Below are 22749 nucleotides of genomic sequence, written 5' to 3'. Positions count from 1 at the left end.
AATCTATTTTATTTGCTTTTTTGCGGACGTTGATAATTAGGCTTTTCAACTTGAATTGCACGTCCAATGGCTAAAGCATGATCGGCTACATCACGCGTGATGACTGAGCCTGCAGCAACAGTTGCACCATGTCCAACTTTAATGGGTGCAACTAATGCACTATTCGAGCCAATAAAGGCAGCTTCACCAATTTCAGTTTTATGCTTATGTACACCGTCGTAGTTACAAGTAATGGTTCCTGCGCCAATGTTGGTGTCTTTACCAACGATTGCATCGCCTAAATACGTAAAGTGATTGGCTTTTACACCTTGGGCTAACATGCTATTTTTGACTTCAACAAAGTTACCAATATGTACTTGGTCTGCCAATATGCTACCTGGGCGAAGTCGAGCAAATGGACCAATAAGATTGTTTTCTCCTACGATGGCTTGATCGAATATGCTATACGGTTGCACCTTGGTATGGGCTGCAATTTTTGTATTTTTTAAGATACAACCTGTGCCAATTTCAACGCCATCGCCGAGTTCACAGTCACCTTCAATAATGACATTGGTGTCTATGCGTACATCACGGCCAACTTTGAGTGAGCCACGTAAATCAAAACGGTTTGGGTCTGCAAATGTAACGCCTTCACGCATGAAATGCAGTGCTTGTTGTGATTGATACGCACGTTCGAGTGCTGCCAACTGCACACGGTCATTGACACCTTCAACTTCAAAAGCCATTTCCGGTTGAATAGACGCCACTTCTAAGCCATCTGCCACTGCCATTGCAACAATGTCAGTTAAATAGTATTCGCCTTGCGCATTTTTGTTTGACAGATGTGGTAGCCATTCATGTAGTTTTTGGTTGCTGACGCAATAAATACCGGTATTTATTTCTTGAATACGCTGTTGTTCTAGAGATGCATCTTTGTGTTCAACAATCGCTTGAATTTTATCGTGATGACGTACAATTCTGCCATAGCCTGTAGGGTCTGCAACATTTAAGGTAATCATGCCAATACCTGTTGGTATAGAGGCATCAAGCAAACGTTGTAAAGTCGCTGCACTGACCAATGGCACATCGCCGTACAAAATTAAAGAGGTACCTGACGTTGCTAATACAGGCAATACCATTTGTACTGCATGCCCTGTACCGAGCTGTTCAGTTTGTTCAACCCAAGTCATTTTTTCGGTTGCAAAAGTTTCTTTAACAAATGTGCCGCCGTGGCCAAAAATTGTAATTATATCTTGTGCTTGTAATTGTTTGGCTGTTTCAATTACATGAGCAAGCAAGGGTCTTCCTGCAAGTGGCTGTAACACTTTGGGCAGTAAAGAACGCATGCGAGTGCCTTTTCCCGCAGCTAAAATAATAACGGTTGTTGACATAATCACCCTACAAAGTTGTAGTTAAACTGATAAATAAAGCACAATACACAGTGCAGCCCATATTCCTGCCAGTAGGTCATCAAACATAATGCCTAATCCCCCTGACAGCTTTTGGTCAGCTACACAAATTGGCCACGGTTTCCAAATATCAAATAAGCGAAACAGTGCAAAACCAACCACTAACCATTGTACACTCATGATATTAAAATAGATTAAAGGCAAAAATGTAATGGATTGACCTGCAAACTCATCCCAAACAATACGGCCATCGTCATGTACTTGCATAATTTTGGCAGTTTGGCCGCAAATGGCAATCCCTAATCCAGACATTATAATAATGGCGAGTAAAGACATATTAAAGCCAATATTGAACCAAATGGGTATAAATAATAAAGCAAATGCAGAGCCAAAGGTGCCCGGTGCTTTAGGTGCAAGCCCTGAGCCAAGCCCAACACCTAAAAAAACAACCAAACGTTGTGGCCATGACAGATGACTAAAACGAAGTACAGGCTTATGCAAAGTGTTGGTATCCATTTAAATCTAAATATTTTTGTTTTTCTTGATCATACAGTCGAAGCCCTACCGGTTCTTCAATACATCCAATGATATGGAGTGGTGTCGCAAGTTTCTGTTGTATGAGTTGCTGATAGTTATTTTGAGAAATGGTAAAGCAAAGCTCATAATCATCTCCGCCTGCTAATGCATACTGCCATTGTTGAGCACTCGGGAGTTGTTGTAATGCAGTGTCAATAGGTAATTTTTCTAAGTTAAGTCTAGCACCGACCTGAGAGGCGTTTAAAATATGCTTTAAGTCTTGAATCAGACCATCTGAAAGGTCAATCATGCTTGAAGCAAAGCCTTGAATTTGCTGGCCAAGTAAGCAACGTGGGCTAGGGTAGTCAAGCCTGTGTTGTAGCGGGTGTCCGAGGTGTTGTAAGCCAAAAGCAGCATCACCAAGTTGTCCACTCACAACAATATAATCACCAACGCAAGCCCCTTTTCTCGTAATGGCTTGTCCGCGTTTAACCCAACCTAAAGCTGTTACTGAAATCGTAAGATGTGGACCTTGTGTGGTATCACCACCAATTAAATCGACCCCATATGGTGCACAGCAGTCAAAAATTCCTTGTGAGAAATTTTTTAACCACGCATGATCTATGTTAGGAAGGGTAATGGCCAGTAAAATACTGTGTGGGATTGCGCCCATAGCGGCCAGATCTGATAAATTGACCGCAACACTTTTCCAACCAATAGCATGTGCTGCTGTGGTGGTCGGAAAGTGCCGTCCATCAACCAATGTATCGGTACAAATGACTAATTCATGGTCTGGGGGGGGAGAAACAATTGCCGAATCATCGCAAATGCCAAGTACAACGTTATTTTGGTACAAGCGAGCTTGTTTGAAGTACTGTTCAATAATTGAAAATTCGGCCATAGGTGATCTTTTTCTGTATTAAGCTTGTTTTTCTGCTTGGCGCAATGTTTGTGCCAAACGGTCAAGTACGCCGTTAATGTACTTGTGGCTGTCTGCACCGCCAAAGTGCTTCGCAAGCTCAATAGATTCATCTAAAACCACACGGTAAGGAATCTCTGCATGATCACGCAATTCATACGCACCCAAGCGTAAAATTGACAGTTCCACACTATCTAAAGCCGAAAGCTCGCGGTCTAAAACACTGAGTAAAAGTTGATCTAAAATTTCATGCTCTGCAATCACTTGCGTGAGTAGTTCATGGTAATAGTTTAAATCAACTTTGTGCATGGCATTGTCGGCACGTGTACGTGCTTCAATTTGATGCGATGGATTTTGACTCATTTGCCATTCATAAATACCTTGAACAGCAAAGCGACGAGCTTTTCGTTTTGCAGCATACACTGCTTGTAATGTTTGTGACATCGATTAAATTGCCTTTAACAAGTTAACCATTTCAATGGCTGTCAAAGCAGCTTCGCTGCCTTTGTTGCCCGCTTTAGTACCAGAGCGTTCGATGGCTTGTTCAATGCTGTCAGTGGTGAGAACACCATTAATTACAGGTAAACCTGTATCTAAACCAACCACACCTAAACCTTTAGCACATTCACCTGCAACAAAATCAAAGTGAGGTGTGCTTCCACGAATCACGGCACCAAGCGCAATAATGGCATCGTAAGTTGATGTTGTTGCTAGTTTCTTAGCGACAACAGGAAGTTCCCATGCACCAGGTGCATGAACAACTGTAATATTTTCTTCTGCAACACCATGACGTTTAAGTGTGTCGATTGCACCTTCTAAAAGGTGTTCAACCACAAAACTGTTAAAACGGCCAACAACAATCGCATAATGACCTTCACCTGCGAGATGCATTAAACCTTCAATACGGCGAATAGCCATAATAACCTCTTATTTTTCAGTCAATTGATTGGAAGAAATATATTCTACCACTTCTAAATTAAAGCCAGATAGTGCATTGAAATGTAGCGGTGAACTGAGCAGTCGCATTTTTTCAACACCCAAGTCACGTAAAATTTGTGCACCTACACCCGTGGTTTGGTACTGCCTAGATAACTCTGAGCTTGACTTTGCCACTTTAGGTAAATCAAGTGCATTGAGTGCAGTGCCTAAATCTAATAAATGATTTTGACCAATCCAAACTAAAACTGCGCGCTCGCTGTCGGCAATATATTTTAATGATCGGTCTAGACTCCAACTCGTTTCACCAGAAGGTTTTTTAAGTTTAAGTAAATCACGTAGAGGATTAAACCCATGCACACGTACAGTCGTTACGCCTTCTTTCGGCTCACCTTTAACAATGGCTAAATGCGTTTCTGCACTTCCATGTTCTTTATAGCGAAAGAGCTCAAAAGAACCGTATTCTGTATCAATGGTTTCTTGACTTAAACGCTCAACAGTTTGTTCACTCGTCATGCGGTGATGAATCAGGTCGGCAATTGTACCAATTTTTAAGCCATGTTTCTCAGCAAATTTTTCTAAATCTGCACGGCGTGCCATTGTACCGTCTTCATTAATGATTTCGCAGATCACAGATGCAGGTTCTAAACCGGCAAGACGTGACAAATCTGAGCCTGCTTCAGTGTGTCCTGCACGGTGTAATACGCCACCGGGTTGTGCCATAAGTGGAAAGATATGTCCGGGTTGTACAATATCTGCAGGTTTAGCTTGTGGTGAAACCGCTGTGCGAATGGTGTGCGCACGTTCAGCAGGAGAAATACCTGTTGTGATGCCTTCACGTGCTTCAATCGACATGGTGAAGTTAGTCCCATGTTGCGCGCCGTTTTGGTCAACCATAAGTGGTAGTTTTAATTGTTGGCAACGCTCTTTACTTAACGTAAGGCAGACTAAACCACGCGCATGGGTAATCATAAAGTTAATGTCTTCTGGGCGCACATGTGTTGCGGCCATGACCAAGTCACCTTCGTTTTCTCGGTCTTCATCATCCATTAAAATAACCATTTTTCCAATGCGGATATCTTCGATGAGTTCTTCTACGGTATTGAGTGGCATTGTTTTACCTGCACCTCATACATTTTGGGGAAATGCACTTGGCTTATTGTTAATCTGTCGTGGTTTTTTGTGCTTACAGTATGTTGGCAAGCATATGGGTTTATGAAGCTACAATAAAGTAAATTGTAAGCGATGAAAAGAGATAAGCCGTATTTTGATGTGATCTAAAAGAAATCATGCTGTCTTTTATTGAGAGTCAAACTTCAATGGTGTACATCTAATTATTTAAAATCATTAGCGAATTGGCCCAAAAGTATTCGCTGTGTTTATATTATTGGTATCGTGTACAAGGTGTGTTATTTATCACTATTAACTTATAAAATATTAATCATTGACTTTAGTTTGAATGTTATCTATTTAAAGATAATAAATATTATATTAATGATAGGTCATTTGTTAAATATGGAAATTTATGTTGGTACATTATCTAGTTGGTCGATAAGAGCTTTAATTTGTCTCAAATTGGCGAATATAAAATATACATCACATTTAATAGATTTAAATGGTCCTAATAAATCATTGTATTTAAATGAAAATCACCATACAGGGCGAGTACCATTTTTAAAAGATAATGACGTTTTTGTTTATGATTCTTTATCTATTTTGGAATATCTTCAAGAAATAACAGGAAGCTTATGGCCCATCTCTATACAAGATCGAGCAATTGCTCGTAGTCTTTGTTCAGAAATGCATGCAGGTTTTTTTCACTTAAGAAGTTCATGTCCATATACCTTGGATAAGCAAAATACGGTTGATATTTTTGATGAGTTAAATTTAGAAATACACAGAGTCAATCAAATATTTGAGTTAGCAAAAAATCCTTTCATGTTTGATAAGCCTTCTGCTGTAGATGCATTTTATAGCGTTTTGGCCTTTCGATTATTTAGTTATGGAATCAAACTTTCTGATGAAGCAGCTATTTACCAAAACCATTTGCTAAACTGGTCTTTGTTCAAAGAAGCTCAAAAAGAAATGATTTATTTCGAAAAGTAAGTTGTCTAAAAGACGCTTTAGTGAACAAAGTGATTTAACCTATGAATATAACAAGATTAAATCACCTCTAATTGATCATTTTAAAAACTGCTCGCTTTATTAATGTTTGATTAACAATATATATACGATCTTATTCATTAAATGAAATGAAGATATAGTCTAGCCCTTTAAAATTTGTGTTCGCATACGCTGAGCTAAGTCTGCACACTCATGATTCATGCCATTAATTAAATAGGCATGTCGAGTTAATGCATTGGTTGGGTGGGGCAGTGTGACCAATTGATAGCACTGCGTCATACTTTGTAAAAATTTATGGTTTACATATACTGCACTTTCTTTACTGGTTAAAGATTGCGTCAAACGTTTAGCTGCCGGTATGGCATCAAGTTGCATCTCTTTTACAGCGCTTGAAATCGCACAGCGTGTATGTAATACAAAACGCTTTTCTTCTCTATAACGTCTATACAATACATCTGCTAACATTTGAAATACTGCGCAAATCATCATTAAACATTCTGCATCTTTGTACTTTTCAGCATCTATATGTACAGTTGCGCCGTTGGCATCAAAACTTTCATGAATTACGAAGTCATCTACAGCAATATTGTAATGTTGTGCACATTGGGTAATGGCTTTATTTAAAAAGAGTTGACACAAATGAAAATAAGACTGTGCAACCGATTGGCTTACACTGTCTAGCAATTGTTTGGGGTCATAAAACTGAATATTTAAACAGATGGTTTTTTCATTCACACTCTCATTGACGTCTTGTACTTGTACTTGCTCGGGCTCAACCGTTGGTTGGTTGACTGGTATTGGGTTGCTGGTATTTTCTAAAGCATTTTTTAACGTATCAATTTGTTGTTTTAGCTCATTTTCATATTGTAAACGGTTTAGGTATTCACTACGTGTTGGGCGAGCAATGAGGCGGTAAGCAAGCCACAATAAAATATATAGTAGTAAAGATAACGTCATCGCTAACCATTCGCTACGTAAAATTTCACCTATACTTGGCTCAATGAGCGTGAGCTCCACTTGCCCAATTTTACGCTCGCCTTGCATAATATCTCTTGAAAATACTTCACCTGTACGCGTTCTCTCTAAGCCTGCAGTGGCTAAGACTTGTTGGTTTGCATCTAAAATACGTAAAGAAGCGACACTTGGGTTGGTGGCATAACGATTACTAATCAGCGCTAAAGACACAGTATTGGCGGGGACCATTTCAGGCAGACTGTCGGTAATGAGCTGACTGGTCATGAGTTGGCCTTGACTCGCACGGTTTTCTTTTAATTGGTGGGTTGTTGCAATCACCAATAATAGTGTTTGCAATACAAAACATACGATAAGTAAGCTGGCAAAAAGCCCTTGTCTAGGTGCGTTCAAGATATATTTCCAAATCAGAGTCGTTTATTTTATGCTCATTTTATGACTACAATAGCGTGTGCCTATTACAGCCGTAGTACAGCGTGTTTTTACAGCCAATCATACGCATATGCTTGATTTATATACATGGCCTTTAGTTTTACTGCAACATCAGGTTGTATCTACCCATAAATCAGGCTAATTTTAACATAAGAAATCAACGTGATTGTTTGATTGAAACCAATTTGTAACGCAGAAGATAGATAAATGACAAATTCAGAGTACAACCCACGCTATGTGGTGACGTTATTGGGTCGTAAACCACTCAGCACGCATGTCGATGCGGTAACGCACATGCTCATGCAACAAGGGCTTGATGTAACGACACTTACATGTCGTACGTTGTCTGAAGGAACACCGTATTATGTGCAGCAATTAACCCTTGTCTCTAATGAGTCTCATGCGATTGAGCCATTGCGTCAAGCTTGCCTTAATCTATCGGTACAGTTGGGTATCGATGTAACCGTGCAAGATTTTGATGCAATGCAAGTCAATCGTAAGCTGATTTGTTTTGATATGGATTCAACATTGATTGGTCAAGAAGTGATTGATGAGCTTGCAATTGAGGCGGGTATTGGCGAGCAAGTGGCTGAAATTACTGAACGTGCGATGCAAGGTGAGCTTGATTTTCAGCAAAGTTTTCAGGCACGTGTGGCATTACTTAAAGGTTTAGATGCCAATGTGCTTGATCAGATTGCAGACCGACTTACCCTTAATGAAGGCGCTGCTCGCTTAATTGACACATTAAAAGCAAAAGGGTATCACACTGCTATTTTTTCAGGTGGTTTTATCTTTTTTGCAAATTATTTAAAAAACAAACTTGGGTTACATGAAATACATGCCAATGTTTTAGATGTGGCAGATGGTGTCGTCACAGGAAATGTTGTCGGTACAGTCGTTGATGCACAGCGTAAAGCAGTGTTGCTCCAACAGTTGGCAGCACAGCATGGTTTAAACATGGCACAAACAATAGCTGTGGGCGATGGTGCCAATGATTTACCTATGTTGTCACTGGCAGGGCTGGGTGTTGCATTTCATGCGAAACCTAAAGTCCGTGAAGCTGCTCAACAGGCGATTTCGCATGTTGGTTTAGATGGTGTGTTGTACTTGTTGGGGCATAGTGACGTTTAATGGACTTGATGATGTATGAATGGTGAGATGCCAAAAATGCGATTTTATGCACCATCATCTTGCATTGTCAAAAACCGATTAAAATAAACACTTTTTCTCATAAAAAATAATTACTCCTATTTTTGTTGTGGTAGGTTTTTGTAATGACACGCCAAGCCATGATGCATCATGCTTTTGTACCAAAGAGCAAAAAAAAATATGTAATGACAAAATACTATTGCGACAAGCTGTGTCGTTTTACAAAAAAAAGGCACTGTTTTTTTTATTTTTTTTTTGCATAATGGCATCAAGTGCTGAATGCAGATCTTATTTTAAGGCCTGAAAGATTGTGTAAACAGCAAATTGCTTGATTACTCGATTTAGATAGATCACTCGCATAGAGTGCTTTGTGGAGGTTATATGCTAACAGCAAATTTTGCCATGATGCTTGGTGTCGGGTTAATTATGACCGCTTTAGTGGCAGTATTCTTTTCACCGTACCGTCAGTGGCTTGGTTTTATGTTTGCGGGTATTGTGTTTTGGGGCAGTGTAGAAATTTTACGTTTAGTCGTACAGCAACTTGCCGAATGGCCTACGTTGTATTCTTACCTGACTGCAATGAGTATCATGATGGTTGGACTTATCTATGTTTTATTACGTTTAGATGCGGTAGAACAGCGTGATATCTCGAGTCGCTCATTGATTGAACATACGCCGATATACGATGACGAACGTTAAACATTGCGCATAAACAGATCTTTGAAAAAAGGCATACGAAATGTATGCCTTTTTTAATTGCTATTAAAAAAAGTTACAAACTCTGCCATCTTAGGTCGTAAGCTCTAGGCTGAGCTGTGGTAGGATATGTGGTTAATTTTTATATTAAGCATAGGCCTTTTCATGAATCTTTCTTCAATTCCTGTCGTAAAATTACCGTTGCTTGACGTGAGCACAGATCCTTTAGATCTTGCGGTTGCAGGTATTGTGTTACGCATGAAACAACTTGCTAAAACCAGCCCAAAGTTTATAGAGCTTACGCATGACCGCCAAGTCCGTATTCAAATAAGTACACAGCAAGGGCTAGCACGACAAATTATTATAGACCAAGGTAAAGTAGATACAGTATCTGGGCACAAAGTTGAAGCTGATTTTAATCTTATTTTTAAAGACAGTGACCACGGTGTAAAAACAATGATGAAAGGAGACCCAAGTGCATTTATGGCAGGGTTAAAAGATAACAGTATTGCAGTAGAGGGTGACCTGAAAATGTTAGTCTTATTTAGCAAAATTATGCAATTACTACCGCCAAAACTCCCTAAGTCTGTCGAACAAAAAATGAATCAAGCGCGTGTATTTATCCGTCGTAAGTTTGGTCGTTAATTTTTTATAATTCGTTGTATTCTAAATTAAAGGTTACAGGCCCATCATTAATTAAGTGCACTTTCATATCTGCACCAAAAATGCCTGTTTGAACACCGCTGTAATTTTGATGGGCATAATTAACCAACGCATCGTATAGTTGTTTGGCCTCACTCGGTGGCATAGCGGGGCCAAAATCAGGGCGTAAACCTTTTTGTGTATTCGCCATGAGGGTGAACTGGGAAACCAATAAGACATTGCCTTGAGCTTGGCTGACATTCCAACCCATTTTTCCATTTTGGTCTTCAAATATTCGATACTTAAATACTTTATCTAATAATTTTTGCGCAATGTCTAAAGAGTCGGTCTTTGCAATACCAATAAAGACCAATAAGCCATGTTGAATTTCTGCAACAGTTTGCTCATTGACTACAACTTTAGCCTGTTGAACACGTTGAATTAATGCGCGCATATATTGATTCCGTATGATTTTTACGTGATATTAAATAAATTTTAAAAAGACTTTTCTACATTTTTCATTGATTGTAACGGCTTAAATCACAAAAACTATGCTTTAATGCATCAGGCTAAAATATTTCGACTGATATGAAACCAATAATACGCTCATTGCTCGATACAGATTTATATAAATTTACTATGCTACAAGTGGTGCTACATAAGTTTCCACAAACCCATAGCGTATACCAATTTCGTTGCCGTAATTTGCAAGACACGGTTTATCCATTGCCAGATATTTTAGCAGATCTCAATCAGCAGCTAGATTTATTGTGTACATTGCGCTTTAGCCAAGATGAATTGCAGTATTTACGTGGCTTACGTTTTATTAAAAGTGATTTTGTAGACTATTTAGAATTATTTCAGCTTAAACGCCGTTTTATTGTCGCGAGTATAGACTCTGAAGGGCGTTTGGATATTCATATTGAAGGGCCAATGGTACAGGCCATGATGTTTGAAATATTTGTACTTGCCATCGTCAATGAATTGTATTTTACTCGGTTGCATTCAGATGCTGTGCTTAAAGAAGGTGAAAAACGCTTACAACAAAAAATAGCCACATTAAAAGCACTGCAACAACAACATGATTTTGAAGAAGAGCCGTTTTTAATTTCTGACTTTGGTACAAGACGCCGTTATAGCTTGGCATGGCATCGTCATGTGGTGGAACAATTTAAAACGCATGTACCGCAAATTTTTAGAGGGACCAGTAATGTCCTTTTAGCGAAAGAGCTCGATATTATTCCAATTGGTACAATGGCACATGAGTTTTTACAAGCCTTTCAAGCCCTAGATGTACGTTTACGTAACTTTCAAAAAGCAGCCCTCGAAGCTTGGGTACAAGAGTATCGTGGAGATCTCGGAATTGCTTTGACCGATGTTGTGGGCATGGATGCTTTTTTAGATGACTTTGATTTGTATTTTGCTAAATTGTTTGATGGTTTACGCCATGACAGTGGTGACCCATATGTATGGGGTGACAAAGCGTATGCACATTATGAAACATTAAAAATTGACAGTAAAACAAAAATGCTGACATTTAGTGATGGTTTGAATTTAGACATGGCATGGAACTTGTATCAATATTTTAAAGACCGTTTTAAAGTCAGTTTTGGTATTGGCACCAATCTCACCAATGATTTGGGCGTTACCCCACTGAATGTGGTACTCAAATTGGTTGAGTGTAATGGTCAATCTGTGGCTAAAATTTCGGATAGCCCGGGTAAAACCATGACCGATAACAATACCTTTTTAGCCTATTTACAGCAGGTCTTTGATAAGCCACGCCATCATTCACAGTAATGCTATTGCTCAAATATGATTATGTTATATGAGTAATAGAATAACATTTTATAAAAATTGATTTCCCATGACATGTGAAAACCTTTCTTTAAATTTATTGGTAGATGCTGACCAGCTTTTACCGTACTTAGACGATTCGCGATTACGAATTGTTGACCTCACACGTGCGTCGGTATATCGGCAGTTGCATATACCCAATGCGATACATGTGTTGCCTAAACAGTTAGTGTCACAGCATGATTTTGCAACAGGTAAGTTACCTGATCAAGCCAAGTTGCAAGCCTTGGTCGAGTATTTGAATATCTCTTCAGAACATCATGTGGTGGCATATGATGATGAGGGGGGAGCATGGGCAAGTCGGCTATTGTGGAATTTACACTGTGCTGGCTTTAGCCGTACCAGTTTACTCAATGGTGGTATACATGCTTGGTTGGCTAAAAAATATGCTGTTAGCTCCACTGTACCAAAAATTGAACCCGTGAGTCATTTTTATCAGGTCTGTTTAGAATATGCCCAGACATATCAGATTGATTATGACGTGCTTGAACAAGCCATTGAAAAAAAACAGCTTCAAGTATGGGATTGTCGTTCATTCGAAGAGTATACCGGTGAGCAACGTGCTGCTCGCAAAGGTGGACATATACCAAATGCAATACATTATGCATTTGATCGTGCTTTAGACCGTGAAAATCATTTAAAATTACACCCTTTAGCCAAAATTCGGCAAAATTTACAAGATATTGGTTTTGATTTAGATCAGCCAGTGGTTGTCTATTGCCAGTCTCATCATCGCTCAGGCTTGGCATATTTTGTTGCACGTATGTTGCAATGGCAAGTGAAAGCATATGACGGTGCATGGAGCGAATGGGGCAACATGACCAATAGTCCGATTGTTATGGGAGAGAAGCCACTTTGAGCATCAACGCATTAAAGAAAACCGTGTTTTTAAAAGCACAACGTTTATTACCGCAACATAAACTGAGCCGAGTGGTGGGTAAAGTTGCAGCCAGTGAAAACCCAGTGGTAAAAAACTTGGTGATTCATGCTTTTAAAGCCAAATATGGCATAGATTTATCTATTGCTGAAGAAAGCAATGCCACGAAATATCGCTCATTTAATGCATTTTTTACCCGTGCATTACAAAATAATATTCGCCCTATTGATGACAATCCAAAGCATATTGTTTGCCCTGCCGATGGTGCAATTTCGCAAATTGGCGCTATTGTCGATGGTGATGTGTTTCAAGCGAAAGGACAGAAATTTACTGTAGAGCAGTTGGTGGCTGACCCTGTGTTAGCTGCACCGTTTAAGCAAGGTTGCTTTAGCACCATCTATTTGTCACCTAAAGACTATCACCGAGTACATATGCCATTTGATGGTGTATTAACCGAAACACTTTATGTGCCGGGTGAATTGTTTTCGGTCAATCAGGTAACGGCTGAAAATGTACCGGGTTTATTTGCACGTAATGAACGTATGGTCTGTCTGTTTGATACTGAAATTGGTCGTATGGCTGTCGTGTTGGTTGGGGCAATGATTGTTGCAGGGATTGAAACAGTAGCGACAGGTAAAGTGAAACCCTCAGGTCGTCTTGAGTTACAAAAGCATGATATTGCTTTGAAAAAAGGTGATGAGTTGGGTCGTTTTTATTTGGGTTCGACGGCTATTGTTTTATTTGAACATAACAAAATGGCATGGGATACAGTATTTAAAGCGCAGTCATCTGTCGTTATGGGTGAGAAATTAGGTGCTTTACTGCCTTAAAATGAGCAAAATTTCACTGTAGATCTGGGCATGTAAATCACATGCCCATTTTTATAGCGGGATTTTTACCATCATATATATCTAATCTTGATTGGTTTAATATTTATATTTTTATAAATGAATGATTCTATTTTTTAAATATGAGTGGTATGTGTGCGTGTGGTTATTTGGTTTAATAATTTATTTGTGTATGTTTATCGTAATTATTCGATTTAAATATCGATTAAATACGATATATTGGATTTATTCAAAAAGAGCTTCAACATGACTGAAAAGATTGTGATGGATATAGACTTAATCAGCAAGGCATTGGCTAACCCTTTACGCCGACAAATTTTACTGTGGTTAAAGTACCCTGAGCAGTATTTTTCAGAGTTGAACCCTTCTGCTGATAGCGGGGCCGTGGGTATTTGTGCAGGCCGTATTGAAAAACGCGGTAATGTCGCACAATCAACCATGTCTAACCATTTGGCTGTATTGCAAAGCTCAAATTTGGTTGAGGTGAGAAAATACGGTCAGTGGTCTTACTTTTCTAGAAATGAAATTCTTATTGAACAATATATACACTATTTACAAGAGACACTATAAAAGTCGTTAAACCATACATTCATTAAAAGAGATAATCATGCCAACACTAAATTCACCGTTAAAGATGGGCGATCTAGAGCTCAAAAACCGTTTAGTTTTAGCACCACTCACACGTTCTCGAAGCACGAGTGCACGTATTCCAACAGAGGTGATGGTGGAGTATTATCGCCAACGTGCCAATGCAGGTTTAATTTTAACTGAAGCCACAGTGATTTCTGAAGATGCTGTGGGTTATCACAATACACCCGGTTTATGGAATCATGAACAAGTGACCGCATGGAAGCCAATTATTGAAGCGGTACATGAGCAAGGTGCTAAAATTGTCACACAATTATGGCATGTAGGTCGAATCTCTGATCCTGAGTTTTTAAAAGGAAAAACCCCTGTTGCACCAAGTGCAATACAGCCTGAAGGTCATGTGAGTTTACTTCGCCCAATTCGCCCATACGTAACACCAAAAGCCTTGTCTATTGAAGAAATTAAAGAAATTATTGCCCAATATAAACAGGCGGCAATACATGCTAAAGATGCAGGTTTTGATGGTGTTGAGTTGCATGCTGCCAATGGTTACTTGGTGGATCAGTTTTTACAAAGTGGCACTAACCAACGTACTGATATTTATGGGGGCACATTAGAAAATCGAGCACGTTTGTTACTTGAAGTCGTTGATGTATTGATTGACGTCTGGGGTGCAGGGCGTGTAGGTGTTCATATTGCACCACGTGGAGATTCTCATGATATGAGTGATGATCATCCAGCGCAAACTTTTGGTTATGTCATGCAACAGCTGAGCCAAAGTCATATTGCATTTGTATTTTCACGTGAGTATGAAGCAGAAGACAGCATTGGCTCTGAATTACGTGAGCAATTTAGTGGTGCTTGGATTGCCAATGAAAAACTAACAGCAACATCAGCAAAAGCATTGTTGGCTGAAAATAAAGCTGATGCAGTAGCATTTGGTCAGTTGTTTATTGCTAACCCAGATTTACTGGAGCGTTTAGAGCATGACTTGCCTTTAAACAGTGTAGATTACAATACGTTGTATCCATCTGATGGTTCTGATTTACATAAAGGCTATACCGATTACCCAAGTTTAAGTCATCACTAAAAATCATAAATGCAAGTACTTCATCTAGAGGTACTTGCGCCATCTGTACATAAAAAAACACCCCTTTATTTGGTAAGATTGTTTTATAATACAGACAATTTTTATTGTTGCAGGACTTCACTTGCGCCCTCCGTTTTGGTATCAGCTTGCCCTAAAAGTCATTCAGCCGTTATATCGTTCCCGCATACGTAAACGTTCAACAGATACGCATGCACTACAACAAGAATTATCTGAACGCTTCGGACCTTTTGTGACACCAAAACATAGGCATAGTTTATGGTTTCATGCGGTATCTGTGGGTGAAACCAATGCAGCTCAACCGCTCATTGAGCATTACTTAGCGCAAGGGCAAGCTGTACTTGTCACCAATACCACTAAAACAGGTCAGGCCAGAGCCAAAGCTTTATTTGAACACAAATACCCCGAATTATTTCAAGCCGTTTTTTTACCTGCCGATTTACGTGCCAATATTTTACAGTTTCTAGCATGTTACCAACCTAAACTGGTTCTGCTCATGGAAACTGAACTGTGGCCAAATTTATTATCTTGCCTTCATGAAAAAGGGATTGCAACGCTATTACTTAATGCAAGATTATCTGCAAAATCTGCTCAAGGTTATGCACGTTTTAAGCGTTTGACTGTGCCCATGTTACAGCAGTTGAACTGGATTGCAGCTCAAGACCAAGCCACACTGCAACGTTTCCAAACTTTGGGTAAAGATGCTCAATACATGCAGGTGTTGGGTAATATTAAATTTGATATACACGCACCGACATGGGTTACAAAAAAAGCGCAAGATTTATATAGCACATGGCAATTACAACAACGAAAAGTACTTGTGCTTGCCAGTACCCATGCTCCTGAAGAGCAACAGCTTTTAAATGCCTTGCTTGAACATTTAAAGAAAGATCCAAGCTTACTGTGTATTGTTGTACCACGTCATCCAGAACGTTTTGATACTGTATATGCAGAGATACAGCAATTGGGTCTGTTGGTGAAAAGACGTAGTTTACAAGAGAATGTAGATGCACACACACAGGTTTATTTGGCAGACAGCATGGGTGAATTATGGCTATGGTATGCTCTAGCACATGTCGCATATGTAGGTGGGTCGCTCAATGAACCCGGCGGTGGGCATAATATTTTAGAGCCCATTGCTTTAAGTGTAGCGACAGTATTAGGGAAAAATTATTTTAACTTTCAGAGTGTTGTTGATGAATTCATTGAGCAACAGGCTGTAGATGTAGTTGATACTGCATTACAGGCTATAGAACGTTGTATATATTTATTACAATACCCCATTGAACGCCATACCATGGTGGTACAGGCCAATACAGTCTTTAAGCGAAATCAAGGTTCGTTACAACGCCATATTGCATTGATTGATCAGTTTTTAGCAATGCCATGAATATTGTACTTTTACCTAAGAATACACCTGTTCAACCGATATTGAGTATTACTGAATGTCGTCAAATTCAACATATCCAACATCAGCTCAAGCTCGGTGTGGGTGATACGTTAAAAGTGGGTATTCGAGATGGAGAGCGCTATTTAACTGAAATTATTGCCCTACATGCGCATGCGATTGATGTAAAAATTTTAAAGACAGAAAATATACCCTCTAAACGTGCGGTGACATTGGTTTTGGCATTGCCACGGCCTAAAGTGCTACGCCGTATTGTCATGGATGCAGTGACCTTGGGGGTAGAAGAACTTATTTTAATACACAGTTACCGTGTAGATAAAAGCTATTGGCAAAGTCCACTGCTGGCGCAAATAGAGGATTATATTACGCTTGGTTTAGAGCAAGCAGGCGATACGATTGCACCGCAAGTGACGCTTTATAAACGCTTTAAACCTTTTGTCGAAGATATATTGTCGGCGATGGTTCAGCCAAGACGGCCGGTATATGTGGCGCATCCGTATGTAAATACAACGCAGCACCATATGGTTGAGCCATGTTGTCTAGTCATTGGCCCTGAAGGTGGTTTTATTGCCTATGAAATTGAACTTTTTAAAACAAACGGTTGCCAAACTGTGAGTTTAGGCAACCGTATTTTACGTACTGAAACAGCAATTCCTTATATTTTAGGTGCGTTATCTATTTGAGCAGGTGGGGCTTGTGTAATTTGCTCCTGAATTGGATACGGAATACTGATACCGTGTTTGTTAAAAGCAACCACGATTTCTTCTTGAATCGCACTCGCAGAGCTTAAAGTGTTTGTTTTATTGGTATCAATCCACCAACGAATGTTAAGGTTAATTGAAAAATCACCCAGTGCTGTGACATTGACTAAAATAGAAGGTTGATTAAGCACATCTTTATGATTTTCTAATATCCCTGTAACCACTTCTTTGGCTTTTTGTACATCATCTTCATAGCCAATCCCAACATTAATTTCACATCTGCGCTGGGTATATGCAGTAACAACAGTAATTGAGCTGGTATAGACGGTTGCATTTGGAATTACAATACGACGACCATCGTAAGAACGTAATGTTGTTGCACGAATTTGAATGTCTTCAACAGTTCCTTCGAGATTATTACAAATAATTGCATCGCCAATTCGGAACGGTTCGCCAAGTAAAATTAAAATACCAGAGAGTAAGTTTTGAAAAATATCTTTAAATGCAAAACCAATTGCAACAGAACCAATTCCGAGTGCGCTCATCAGTTGGCCTGGTGAAAAACCAGGAATAGCAATCACAAGTGCAATTAAAAATCCAAAAAATACAATAAAAGTACTACCAACACGATTAAGTACTAAGACGAGATTTTGTTTGGCATAGGGTCTGTTAGATAAAGCTCTAATCACAAATAATTTAAAAAACTTAGATAAGAACCAAAAAATAACGAATACAATAATGGCAATACATAGATAGGGTACACGCTCCCAAAAACCAGCCACAATTTTATCTATTGTTTGGTAAGCATCATGATATTTACTATTTTCATTGAATATGGCTTGTGTCTGTGTACTGACATTGTGGGCTAAATTTGCCATCGAATTTGTTTTTTCTTCTGCCACGGTCAAGTTCTCAAGAAATTAAAGTAACATTGTGCCTTAAAATCGAAAGAAATTTAAACGATTAATTACATAAACCCTATTAAAATGCGAATCATTTGTAAGAAGATAAAAATAAAGAAAATTCTAAAAAATGCCACTTTATTTTTTGTTGTATTGTTGTGTGATATATATTGCCTAGAGCCTATTACTAGTATTGATTGCTCAGTTTTTCTTTTGTGTGAGTAGGTCAATAACAACAAGAACTGTAAATAAAAGGGTAGCTAAAAACCAATATAAAAATAATAATGAAGTATGATGGCAAAATAGATCATTACTTTTTAAAGTCAATATGATGATCTACTCTTTGTATTTTCTACGCATACGTCACATTTTTATGAGATGAAGTCATGAAATTGACATGGATCAGTAAAAAAAATTAAAAAAATAAATACAGCATGAGAAAAAAATGTAATATTCAATGCATTACGTAAACTTTTTGATCAGAAAAAGAGATGACTGATCATTTTTAATAGGTATGGCCAAGCGCTTATGAATATATTAATCGTTGATGATCACCCATTATTTCGCCATGCACTCATTCAGGCGGTGCGTCAGGGCTTTCCGTTGGTGCAAATCAAAGAAGCGGCCACAGTGAAAGAGTTTTATGCCTACTTAGAAAGTGGTGCAGAACCAGATTTGGTATTACTCGATTTAAATCTGCCAGGTGCATCAGGGTTTTCTGCATTGGTACATGTTCGTGCACAGTATCCGAGCATTCCAATTATTGTGGTTTCTGCACACGAAGAGGTGAGTATTATTCAACGTGCCATGACACATGGTGCAATGGGCTATATTCCAAAGTCGGCTAATCCTGACTTAATTAGTGAAGCCATACAAGCAGTTTCAGAGGGTGATTTGTGGTTACCACCGAATTTACCACATCACAATCATGTAGAAGTCTGTACTGCAGATGAAACAGCACTGGCTGCCCGTATTCAGTCACTTACACCACAGCAATTTAGAGTATTAATGATGGTGGCTGAAGGACTACTTAATAAACAAATTGCCTATGATCTAGATGTTTCAGAAGCCACCATTAAAGCCCATGTTACTGCTATTTTTAGAAAGTTGAATGTTCAAAACCGTACACAAGCGGTATTGGCCATTAGTGTGTTGAACATTCAAGATAAAAAAATGTGACATTACTTTAGTCAAGTTTTAAACCAGATAACCAAGCACGCATAGATGCGGGCTTGAGTGGCTTTTTAAGCAAAGTAATTTGTTGTTCTTTAAGCTTTTGTGGTAGATCTGGGTCAGAGTCTGCTGTAATAAGCGCAACAGGCACATGATTTTTACGATTTTGCTCAATAAAGTCTAGGCCACGCTTATTTTGATTTAAGTGCTGGTCAATGAGCCATACTTGAATTTGGTGTTGTTGAATCAACTGTGCTGCTTCTTCCGGCTCACGTGCTTTATATACGGTATGCCCCCATTTTGTGAGTAGGGTGAGCATGCCCTCTAAAATGGCTTCATCATTGTCTAAACATAAAATACTATAGCAAGCATTATGAGTGATGGTGCGTACCATTGGTTGTGTATTGGCTTTTGGTGGTTCAATAAGGGGTACTTCAACCATAAAACATGAACCACGTGCAAGCGTAGAATACACATACACAGGGTAGTCGAGCATACGGGTCATACGCTGTACAATTGCGAGCCCTAGCCCTAAGCCTTGCTCTCCCCATGGTGAAGTATGACCACAGCGTTCAAATTCTTGAAACAGCTTGATTCGTTGTGCTTCAGCAATTCCAGGCCCTGTATCCCACACGCCAATCCGAATATGGTTGGCTTTTGAAGCGGAACGTAATACACCGACAACGACTTTACCTCTTGCAGTGTAGCGTAAAGCGTTACTGACAAAATTTTGAATAATACGGCGAATCCATTGTTGATCTGTGTCAATCCAAAACTGCGCATCATGGACTTTAAATTGTATTTTTCGTTGAGCAGCAATCGATTTAAATTGCATTTCTAAGTCACTGAGCAAGTCATGTAGTGGGTAGGCTTGGCGTTGTGGTTGAATGCTTTCACCTTCTAAGCGAGCAATATCAAGTAGTGCAGAGAGCATGCTTTCCGCCCCGTGTAAGGCACGGTCAAGCTGTTGTAATGTATGTTGATCCTCAGCATTATGAATGCTTTGCTCAAGGGCAGTACTAAATAGGCGTGCAGCATGCATTGGTTGTAACAAGTCATGGCTTGCTGCTGCAATAAATCGGCTTTTAGATAAGTTTGCAGTATCTGCTTGTTGCCTTGCCAATTGTTGTTCTGTCAAGGCATTTGCTAATTGCTGAGTCCGTTCTTGTACTCTGGCTTCGAGTACGGCTTCATTTTCACGAAAGGCGGTAATATCGGCAAAAGTGGCTACAAAACCACCGCCTTCAATGGCATTACCTCGAATTTGAATGACACGACCATCTTTTCTGACCCGTTCGAATTCGTGTGCACTACCCACTTGCATCCAATGAATACGCTTTCTTACATGCTCTTCAATTGATCCGGGACCACAGTCGCCTCGAATTGCATTGTATCGAATCAGGTCTGCAATTGGGCAGCCGACATAAATCAGTTCTTTGGGGTAATCAAACAGTTTAATATATTGGTTGTTCCATGCGACAAGGCACATGTTTTCATCAACGACACTCACGCCTTGCGTCATGTGATTAATCATGGTCATGAGAAGGTTTTGGTGGAAGCGTTGCCACTGTGAGGCCTGATCTAAAATATTAGCGACTTGCGCTACCCCAAGCCCATTATGTGCAAGTGCGGTTTTTAATAAGGTTCGTGCTGAAGCTGCACCTATACTGCTGGCAAGATATTGTTCAGTAAAGTTCCACCACATGCCGTTGGCCACTTGGTTGGTGTTTAATATTAATGTGTTGTGTTTGCAGAATTGTTGAAAAGCCCGTTTGCTATTGTCTTCACCTGTAATACGACTCGCAAGTGTGAGTAAATCACCTATTTTTAGCCGTGCACCATCTTGATGAGTATAAAAAGAATCACTAGGCTGTGTTGATGCTTGTAGTTTTTGGTCGTAATAAAAAAAGCTTTCTGCTTGAATTTGTTCGGCAACGCTCGGGCGGTATATGCGCGAAATCCAAATATAAAAAACAATATTTAATCCTAAAGACCATATTACGCCGTGAGTGAGTGGCGATAAATATTCAAAGCCAAAGAGTGCTTCAGGGCGAAGTAAATATATACCAAATAAGCCATTATTTAGCAGAAATGAGTAGTCATTAGGGGTATTTAAAAATACATATTTAATAAGTGTAGGAATGAAAAGCGTATATGTCCAGAGTAGAAATCCAATCGCAAGACCGGCATAAACACCTCGCTTACTGCCACCTCGCCAGTACAAGCCACCAATTAAAGCCGGGGCAAATTGTGCTACAGCACTAAAGGCCAATAGACCTAAAATAGACAGTTGAGTGACATGATCAAACACATGATAAAATGCAAAACCAAGTAACATGACAAACACAATACATAGGCGGCGTGCCATTTTGAGTACAGAGGGCAGTCTGTTATTGTGGCGAGAAATAATGCCAAATCGCCAAAGGGCAGGCATGACCAAATCATTACTGAGCATGGTCGAAATGGCCACTGAAGAGACCAATAACATGCCTGTAGATGCTGAAAATCCACCTAAAAAGGCCAATAAAGAGAGCCATTCATTTTGGTAGCTTAAAGGTAGGGTTAATACTGCTAAGTCGCCAATGCCAATGTGTTGGTATTGATTATGTAGTGCCCAACTGGCAATGGGGAAAATCGCAATTGCGGTAATAATTAGATAGGCTGAAAACCACTTTCGTGCACCTTTTATATGTGTTTCATCACGTAGTTCAACCACACCAACATGAAACTGGCGTGGTAAACAAAACATAGCAAGCGCTGCTAATATGGTTTGTATCCAAAAAGTGCTGGGTAATCCGACATTTTGAATATGCGTATATTGTTGTTTTAAGTCATGGCTCATTTGGGCCATACTTTGCGGGTCCTGTACAATAAAAAATATGGCAACACACAGCAATGCCAGTAATTTTACAAAAGACTCAACAGCCACCGCAAGCATTAAACCGCCGTGTTGCTCCGTATTTGAAATTTGCCGTGTACCAAATAACATAGAGAGCATGACTAAAATAGCAGTCAGAAAGAGCACAATATTTGTGGTATTTTGAATTGTATGGGTTTCAGGCAAAATAGTGGCAGTACTCATAGCAATTGCACGTAATTGCAATGCTAAGTAGGGCACAGTACCAACGACTGAAAGTATGGTAATGAATGATGCTAAAGTGGCACTTTTACCATAACGTGCTGAAATAAAATCAGAAATAGAGGCGATGGCATGATGTTGTCGAATATGGCCTAAACGTCGCCAAATATCGTAGCCAAAAGCAATAAATAATAATGGGCCTAAATAAATGGCAAAGTAGTTAATACCTTCTTGTACCGCATCGCCTGTTGCGCCGTAAAATGTCCATGATGAGCAATAGACACCTAAAGTTAAGCTAAATAGTAATACTCGCCCTTTTGAATTTAAATGTGAGGCGTATTTTTCACCAAAAAAAGCACATAAAAATAAGAAAACAATATAAAGAATGAGTATTGCAATAATTAGCCAGCTATTCATGTGCATTATAAGTAATG

Annotated in this window: 22 protein-coding genes and 1 pseudogene; 13 read left to right on the top strand and 10 right to left on the bottom strand. The window is 39.3% G+C overall.

Going from position 1 to position 22749, the window contains the following annotated elements:
* Positions 1-8: 8 nt before the first annotated feature.
* The 6 genes from glmU to ribBA are packed head-to-tail and all read right to left on the bottom strand — an operon-like array spanning position 9 to position 4872.
* Positions 9-1370, bottom strand: a complete 1362-nt coding sequence (gene glmU / locus BLS38_RS01610) for a bifunctional UDP-N-acetylglucosamine diphosphorylase/glucosamine-1-phosphate N-acetyltransferase GlmU (RefSeq protein WP_092746580.1) — start codon at positions 1368-1370, stop codon at positions 9-11.
* A gap of 21 nt (positions 1371-1391) precedes the next feature.
* Positions 1392-1904, bottom strand: a complete 513-nt coding sequence (locus tag BLS38_RS01605; RefSeq protein ID WP_092746579.1) for a phosphatidylglycerophosphatase A family protein — start codon at positions 1902-1904, stop codon at positions 1392-1394.
* The gene (gene thiL, locus BLS38_RS01600) at positions 1882-2805 is read right to left on the bottom strand and encodes a thiamine-phosphate kinase (RefSeq protein ID WP_092746578.1); all 924 of its coding nucleotides are present in this window, start codon (positions 2803-2805) and stop codon (positions 1882-1884) included. The genes BLS38_RS01605 and thiL overlap by 23 nt, the downstream gene beginning before the upstream one ends.
* Positions 2806-2823: 18 nt before the next feature.
* On the bottom strand, positions 2824-3267 hold the full coding sequence (nusB, locus tag BLS38_RS01595) for a transcription antitermination factor NusB (RefSeq protein WP_092746577.1): 444 nt from the start codon (positions 3265-3267) through the stop codon (positions 2824-2826).
* 3 nt (positions 3268-3270) lie between these two features.
* Positions 3271-3741 (bottom strand): 6,7-dimethyl-8-ribityllumazine synthase, encoded by a 471-nt coding sequence (ribH, locus tag BLS38_RS01590; RefSeq protein WP_092746576.1) that lies wholly within the window; start codon positions 3739-3741, stop codon positions 3271-3273.
* Positions 3742-3750: 9 nt separating this feature from the next.
* Positions 3751-4872 (bottom strand): bifunctional 3,4-dihydroxy-2-butanone-4-phosphate synthase/GTP cyclohydrolase II, encoded by a 1122-nt coding sequence (gene ribBA, locus BLS38_RS01585; RefSeq protein ID WP_092746575.1) that lies wholly within the window; start codon positions 4870-4872, stop codon positions 3751-3753.
* A gap of 402 nt (positions 4873-5274) precedes the next feature.
* On the opposite strand from ribBA, the gene BLS38_RS01580 reads away from it, so the two are divergent.
* Complete coding sequence (locus BLS38_RS01580) at positions 5275-5865, top strand: glutathione S-transferase family protein (RefSeq protein ID WP_092746574.1); 591 nt, start codon at positions 5275-5277, stop codon at positions 5863-5865.
* A 159-nt stretch (positions 5866-6024) separates the two neighbouring features.
* On the opposite strand, the gene BLS38_RS01575 is transcribed toward BLS38_RS01580, so the two are convergent.
* Positions 6025-7248, bottom strand: coding sequence for a hypothetical protein (locus BLS38_RS01575; RefSeq protein ID WP_092746573.1), 1224 nt, complete (start codon positions 7246-7248; stop codon positions 6025-6027).
* 58 nt (positions 7249-7306) lie between these two features.
* Between BLS38_RS01575 and BLS38_RS13260 the strand changes: the two genes are divergently transcribed.
* The 4 genes and pseudogenes from BLS38_RS13260 to BLS38_RS01560 all read left to right on the top strand — a co-directional run bounded on the left by BLS38_RS13260 (position 7307) and on the right by BLS38_RS01560 (position 9777).
* Positions 7307-7429 (top strand): hypothetical protein, encoded by a 123-nt coding sequence (locus BLS38_RS13260; protein ID WP_280137740.1) that lies wholly within the window; start codon positions 7307-7309, stop codon positions 7427-7429.
* Positions 7430-7518: 89 nt separating this feature from the next.
* A pseudogene (serB, locus tag BLS38_RS01570) lies at positions 7519-8418 on the top strand (phosphoserine phosphatase SerB); the annotation flags it as partial.
* A gap of 399 nt (positions 8419-8817) precedes the next feature.
* Positions 8818-9135: an AciT family ciprofloxacin tolerance protein gene (gene aciT, locus BLS38_RS01565; protein WP_092746571.1), complete on the top strand. Its 318-nt coding sequence runs from the start codon at positions 8818-8820 to the stop codon at positions 9133-9135.
* Between the two features lie 162 nt (positions 9136-9297).
* Positions 9298-9777 carry an SCP-2 sterol transfer family protein gene (locus BLS38_RS01560; protein WP_092746570.1) on the top strand — a complete coding sequence of 160 codons (480 nt, stop codon included), beginning with the start codon at positions 9298-9300 and terminating at the stop codon, positions 9775-9777.
* A 4-nt stretch (positions 9778-9781) separates the two neighbouring features.
* Here BLS38_RS01560 and dtd read toward each other — a convergent pair whose 3' ends face one another.
* Complete coding sequence (gene dtd, locus BLS38_RS01555) at positions 9782-10228, bottom strand: D-aminoacyl-tRNA deacylase (RefSeq protein WP_092746569.1); 447 nt, start codon at positions 10226-10228, stop codon at positions 9782-9784.
* Between the two features lie 134 nt (positions 10229-10362).
* Here dtd and pncB point away from each other — a divergent pair, with 134 nt between their 5' ends.
* From pncB to BLS38_RS01520, 7 genes are all read left to right on the top strand, one after another.
* Positions 10363-11574 carry a nicotinate phosphoribosyltransferase gene (gene pncB, locus BLS38_RS01550; protein ID WP_092746568.1) on the top strand — a complete coding sequence of 404 codons (1212 nt, stop codon included), beginning with the start codon at positions 10363-10365 and terminating at the stop codon, positions 11572-11574.
* A 67-nt stretch (positions 11575-11641) separates the two neighbouring features.
* Complete coding sequence (locus BLS38_RS01545) at positions 11642-12490, top strand: sulfurtransferase (RefSeq protein ID WP_092746567.1); 849 nt, start codon at positions 11642-11644, stop codon at positions 12488-12490.
* Positions 12487-13338, top strand: coding sequence for an archaetidylserine decarboxylase (asd, locus tag BLS38_RS01540; protein ID WP_092746566.1), 852 nt, complete (start codon positions 12487-12489; stop codon positions 13336-13338). The genes BLS38_RS01545 and asd overlap by 4 nt, the downstream gene beginning before the upstream one ends.
* Before the next feature lie 282 nt (positions 13339-13620).
* Positions 13621-13926, top strand: coding sequence for an ArsR/SmtB family transcription factor (locus BLS38_RS01535; protein ID WP_092746697.1), 306 nt, complete (start codon positions 13621-13623; stop codon positions 13924-13926).
* A 37-nt stretch (positions 13927-13963) separates the two neighbouring features.
* Positions 13964-15034, top strand: coding sequence for an alkene reductase (locus tag BLS38_RS01530; RefSeq protein WP_092746565.1), 1071 nt, complete (start codon positions 13964-13966; stop codon positions 15032-15034).
* Between the two features lie 121 nt (positions 15035-15155).
* Positions 15156-16442 carry a 3-deoxy-D-manno-octulosonic acid transferase gene (locus tag BLS38_RS01525; protein ID WP_092746564.1) on the top strand — a complete coding sequence of 429 codons (1287 nt, stop codon included), beginning with the start codon at positions 15156-15158 and terminating at the stop codon, positions 16440-16442.
* Positions 16439-17143 carry a 16S rRNA (uracil(1498)-N(3))-methyltransferase gene (locus BLS38_RS01520; protein ID WP_092746563.1) on the top strand — a complete coding sequence of 235 codons (705 nt, stop codon included), beginning with the start codon at positions 16439-16441 and terminating at the stop codon, positions 17141-17143. Before BLS38_RS01525 ends, BLS38_RS01520 begins: the two co-directional genes overlap by 4 nt.
* Here BLS38_RS01520 and BLS38_RS01515 read toward each other — a convergent pair.
* Positions 17116-18039, bottom strand: coding sequence for a mechanosensitive ion channel family protein (locus BLS38_RS01515; protein WP_092746696.1), 924 nt, complete (start codon positions 18037-18039; stop codon positions 17116-17118). The two genes, BLS38_RS01520 and BLS38_RS01515, sit on opposite strands and share 28 nt — an antisense overlap.
* A 552-nt stretch (positions 18040-18591) precedes the next feature.
* Here BLS38_RS01515 and BLS38_RS01510 point away from each other — a divergent pair.
* Positions 18592-19242, top strand: a complete 651-nt coding sequence (locus tag BLS38_RS01510) for a response regulator (protein WP_092746562.1) — start codon at positions 18592-18594, stop codon at positions 19240-19242.
* A 7-nt stretch (positions 19243-19249) separates the two neighbouring features.
* Here BLS38_RS01510 and BLS38_RS01505 read toward each other — a convergent pair whose 3' ends face one another.
* The gene (locus tag BLS38_RS01505; protein WP_092746695.1) at positions 19250-22732 is read right to left on the bottom strand and encodes a PAS domain-containing hybrid sensor histidine kinase/response regulator; all 3483 of its coding nucleotides are present in this window, start codon (positions 22730-22732) and stop codon (positions 19250-19252) included.
* Between the last annotated feature and the right edge of the window lie 17 nt (positions 22733-22749).

The sequence above is a fragment of the Acinetobacter boissieri genome (genome assembly GCF_900096955.1).
GTDB lineage: Bacteria > Pseudomonadota > Gammaproteobacteria > Pseudomonadales > Moraxellaceae > Acinetobacter > Acinetobacter boissieri.
Note: the sequence above shows the minus strand (reverse complement) of the source record. Positions and strands in the feature narration are given on the sequence as shown.

What these genes read in the sequence shown, in the direction of transcription:
- glmU (WP_092746580.1), bottom strand. Translation starts at nt 1,370, where the DNA reads ATGTCAACAACCGTTATTATTTTAGCTGCGGGAAAAGGCACTCGCATG.
- BLS38_RS01605 (WP_092746579.1), bottom strand. Translation starts at nt 1,904, where the DNA reads ATGGATACCAACACTTTGCATAAGCCTGTACTTCGTTTTAGTCATCTG.
- thiL (WP_092746578.1), bottom strand. Translation starts at nt 2,805, where the DNA reads ATGGCCGAATTTTCAATTATTGAACAGTACTTCAAACAAGCTCGCTTG.
- nusB (WP_092746577.1), bottom strand. Translation starts at nt 3,267, where the DNA reads ATGTCACAAACATTACAAGCAGTGTATGCTGCAAAACGAAAAGCTCGT.
- ribH (WP_092746576.1), bottom strand. Translation starts at nt 3,741, where the DNA reads ATGGCTATTCGCCGTATTGAAGGTTTAATGCATCTCGCAGGTGAAGGT.
- ribBA (WP_092746575.1), bottom strand. Translation starts at nt 4,872, where the DNA reads ATGCCACTCAATACCGTAGAAGAACTCATCGAAGATATCCGCATTGGA.
- BLS38_RS01580 (WP_092746574.1), top strand. Translation starts at nt 5,275, where the DNA reads ATGGAAATTTATGTTGGTACATTATCTAGTTGGTCGATAAGAGCTTTA.
- aciT (WP_092746571.1), top strand. Translation starts at nt 8,818, where the DNA reads ATGCTAACAGCAAATTTTGCCATGATGCTTGGTGTCGGGTTAATTATG.
- BLS38_RS01560 (WP_092746570.1), top strand. Translation starts at nt 9,298, where the DNA reads ATGAATCTTTCTTCAATTCCTGTCGTAAAATTACCGTTGCTTGACGTG.
- dtd (WP_092746569.1), bottom strand. Translation starts at nt 10,228, where the DNA reads ATGCGCGCATTAATTCAACGTGTTCAACAGGCTAAAGTTGTAGTCAAT.
- pncB (WP_092746568.1), top strand. Translation starts at nt 10,363, where the DNA reads ATGAAACCAATAATACGCTCATTGCTCGATACAGATTTATATAAATTT.
- BLS38_RS01545 (WP_092746567.1), top strand. Translation starts at nt 11,642, where the DNA reads ATGACATGTGAAAACCTTTCTTTAAATTTATTGGTAGATGCTGACCAG.
- BLS38_RS01535 (WP_092746697.1), top strand. Translation starts at nt 13,621, where the DNA reads ATGGATATAGACTTAATCAGCAAGGCATTGGCTAACCCTTTACGCCGA.
- BLS38_RS01530 (WP_092746565.1), top strand. Translation starts at nt 13,964, where the DNA reads ATGCCAACACTAAATTCACCGTTAAAGATGGGCGATCTAGAGCTCAAA.
- BLS38_RS01520 (WP_092746563.1), top strand. Translation starts at nt 16,439, where the DNA reads ATGAATATTGTACTTTTACCTAAGAATACACCTGTTCAACCGATATTG.
- BLS38_RS01515 (WP_092746696.1), bottom strand. Translation starts at nt 18,039, where the DNA reads ATGGCAAATTTAGCCCACAATGTCAGTACACAGACACAAGCCATATTC.
- BLS38_RS01510 (WP_092746562.1), top strand. Translation starts at nt 18,592, where the DNA reads ATGAATATATTAATCGTTGATGATCACCCATTATTTCGCCATGCACTC.
- BLS38_RS01505 (WP_092746695.1), bottom strand. Translation starts at nt 22,732, where the DNA reads ATGAATAGCTGGCTAATTATTGCAATACTCATTCTTTATATTGTTTTC.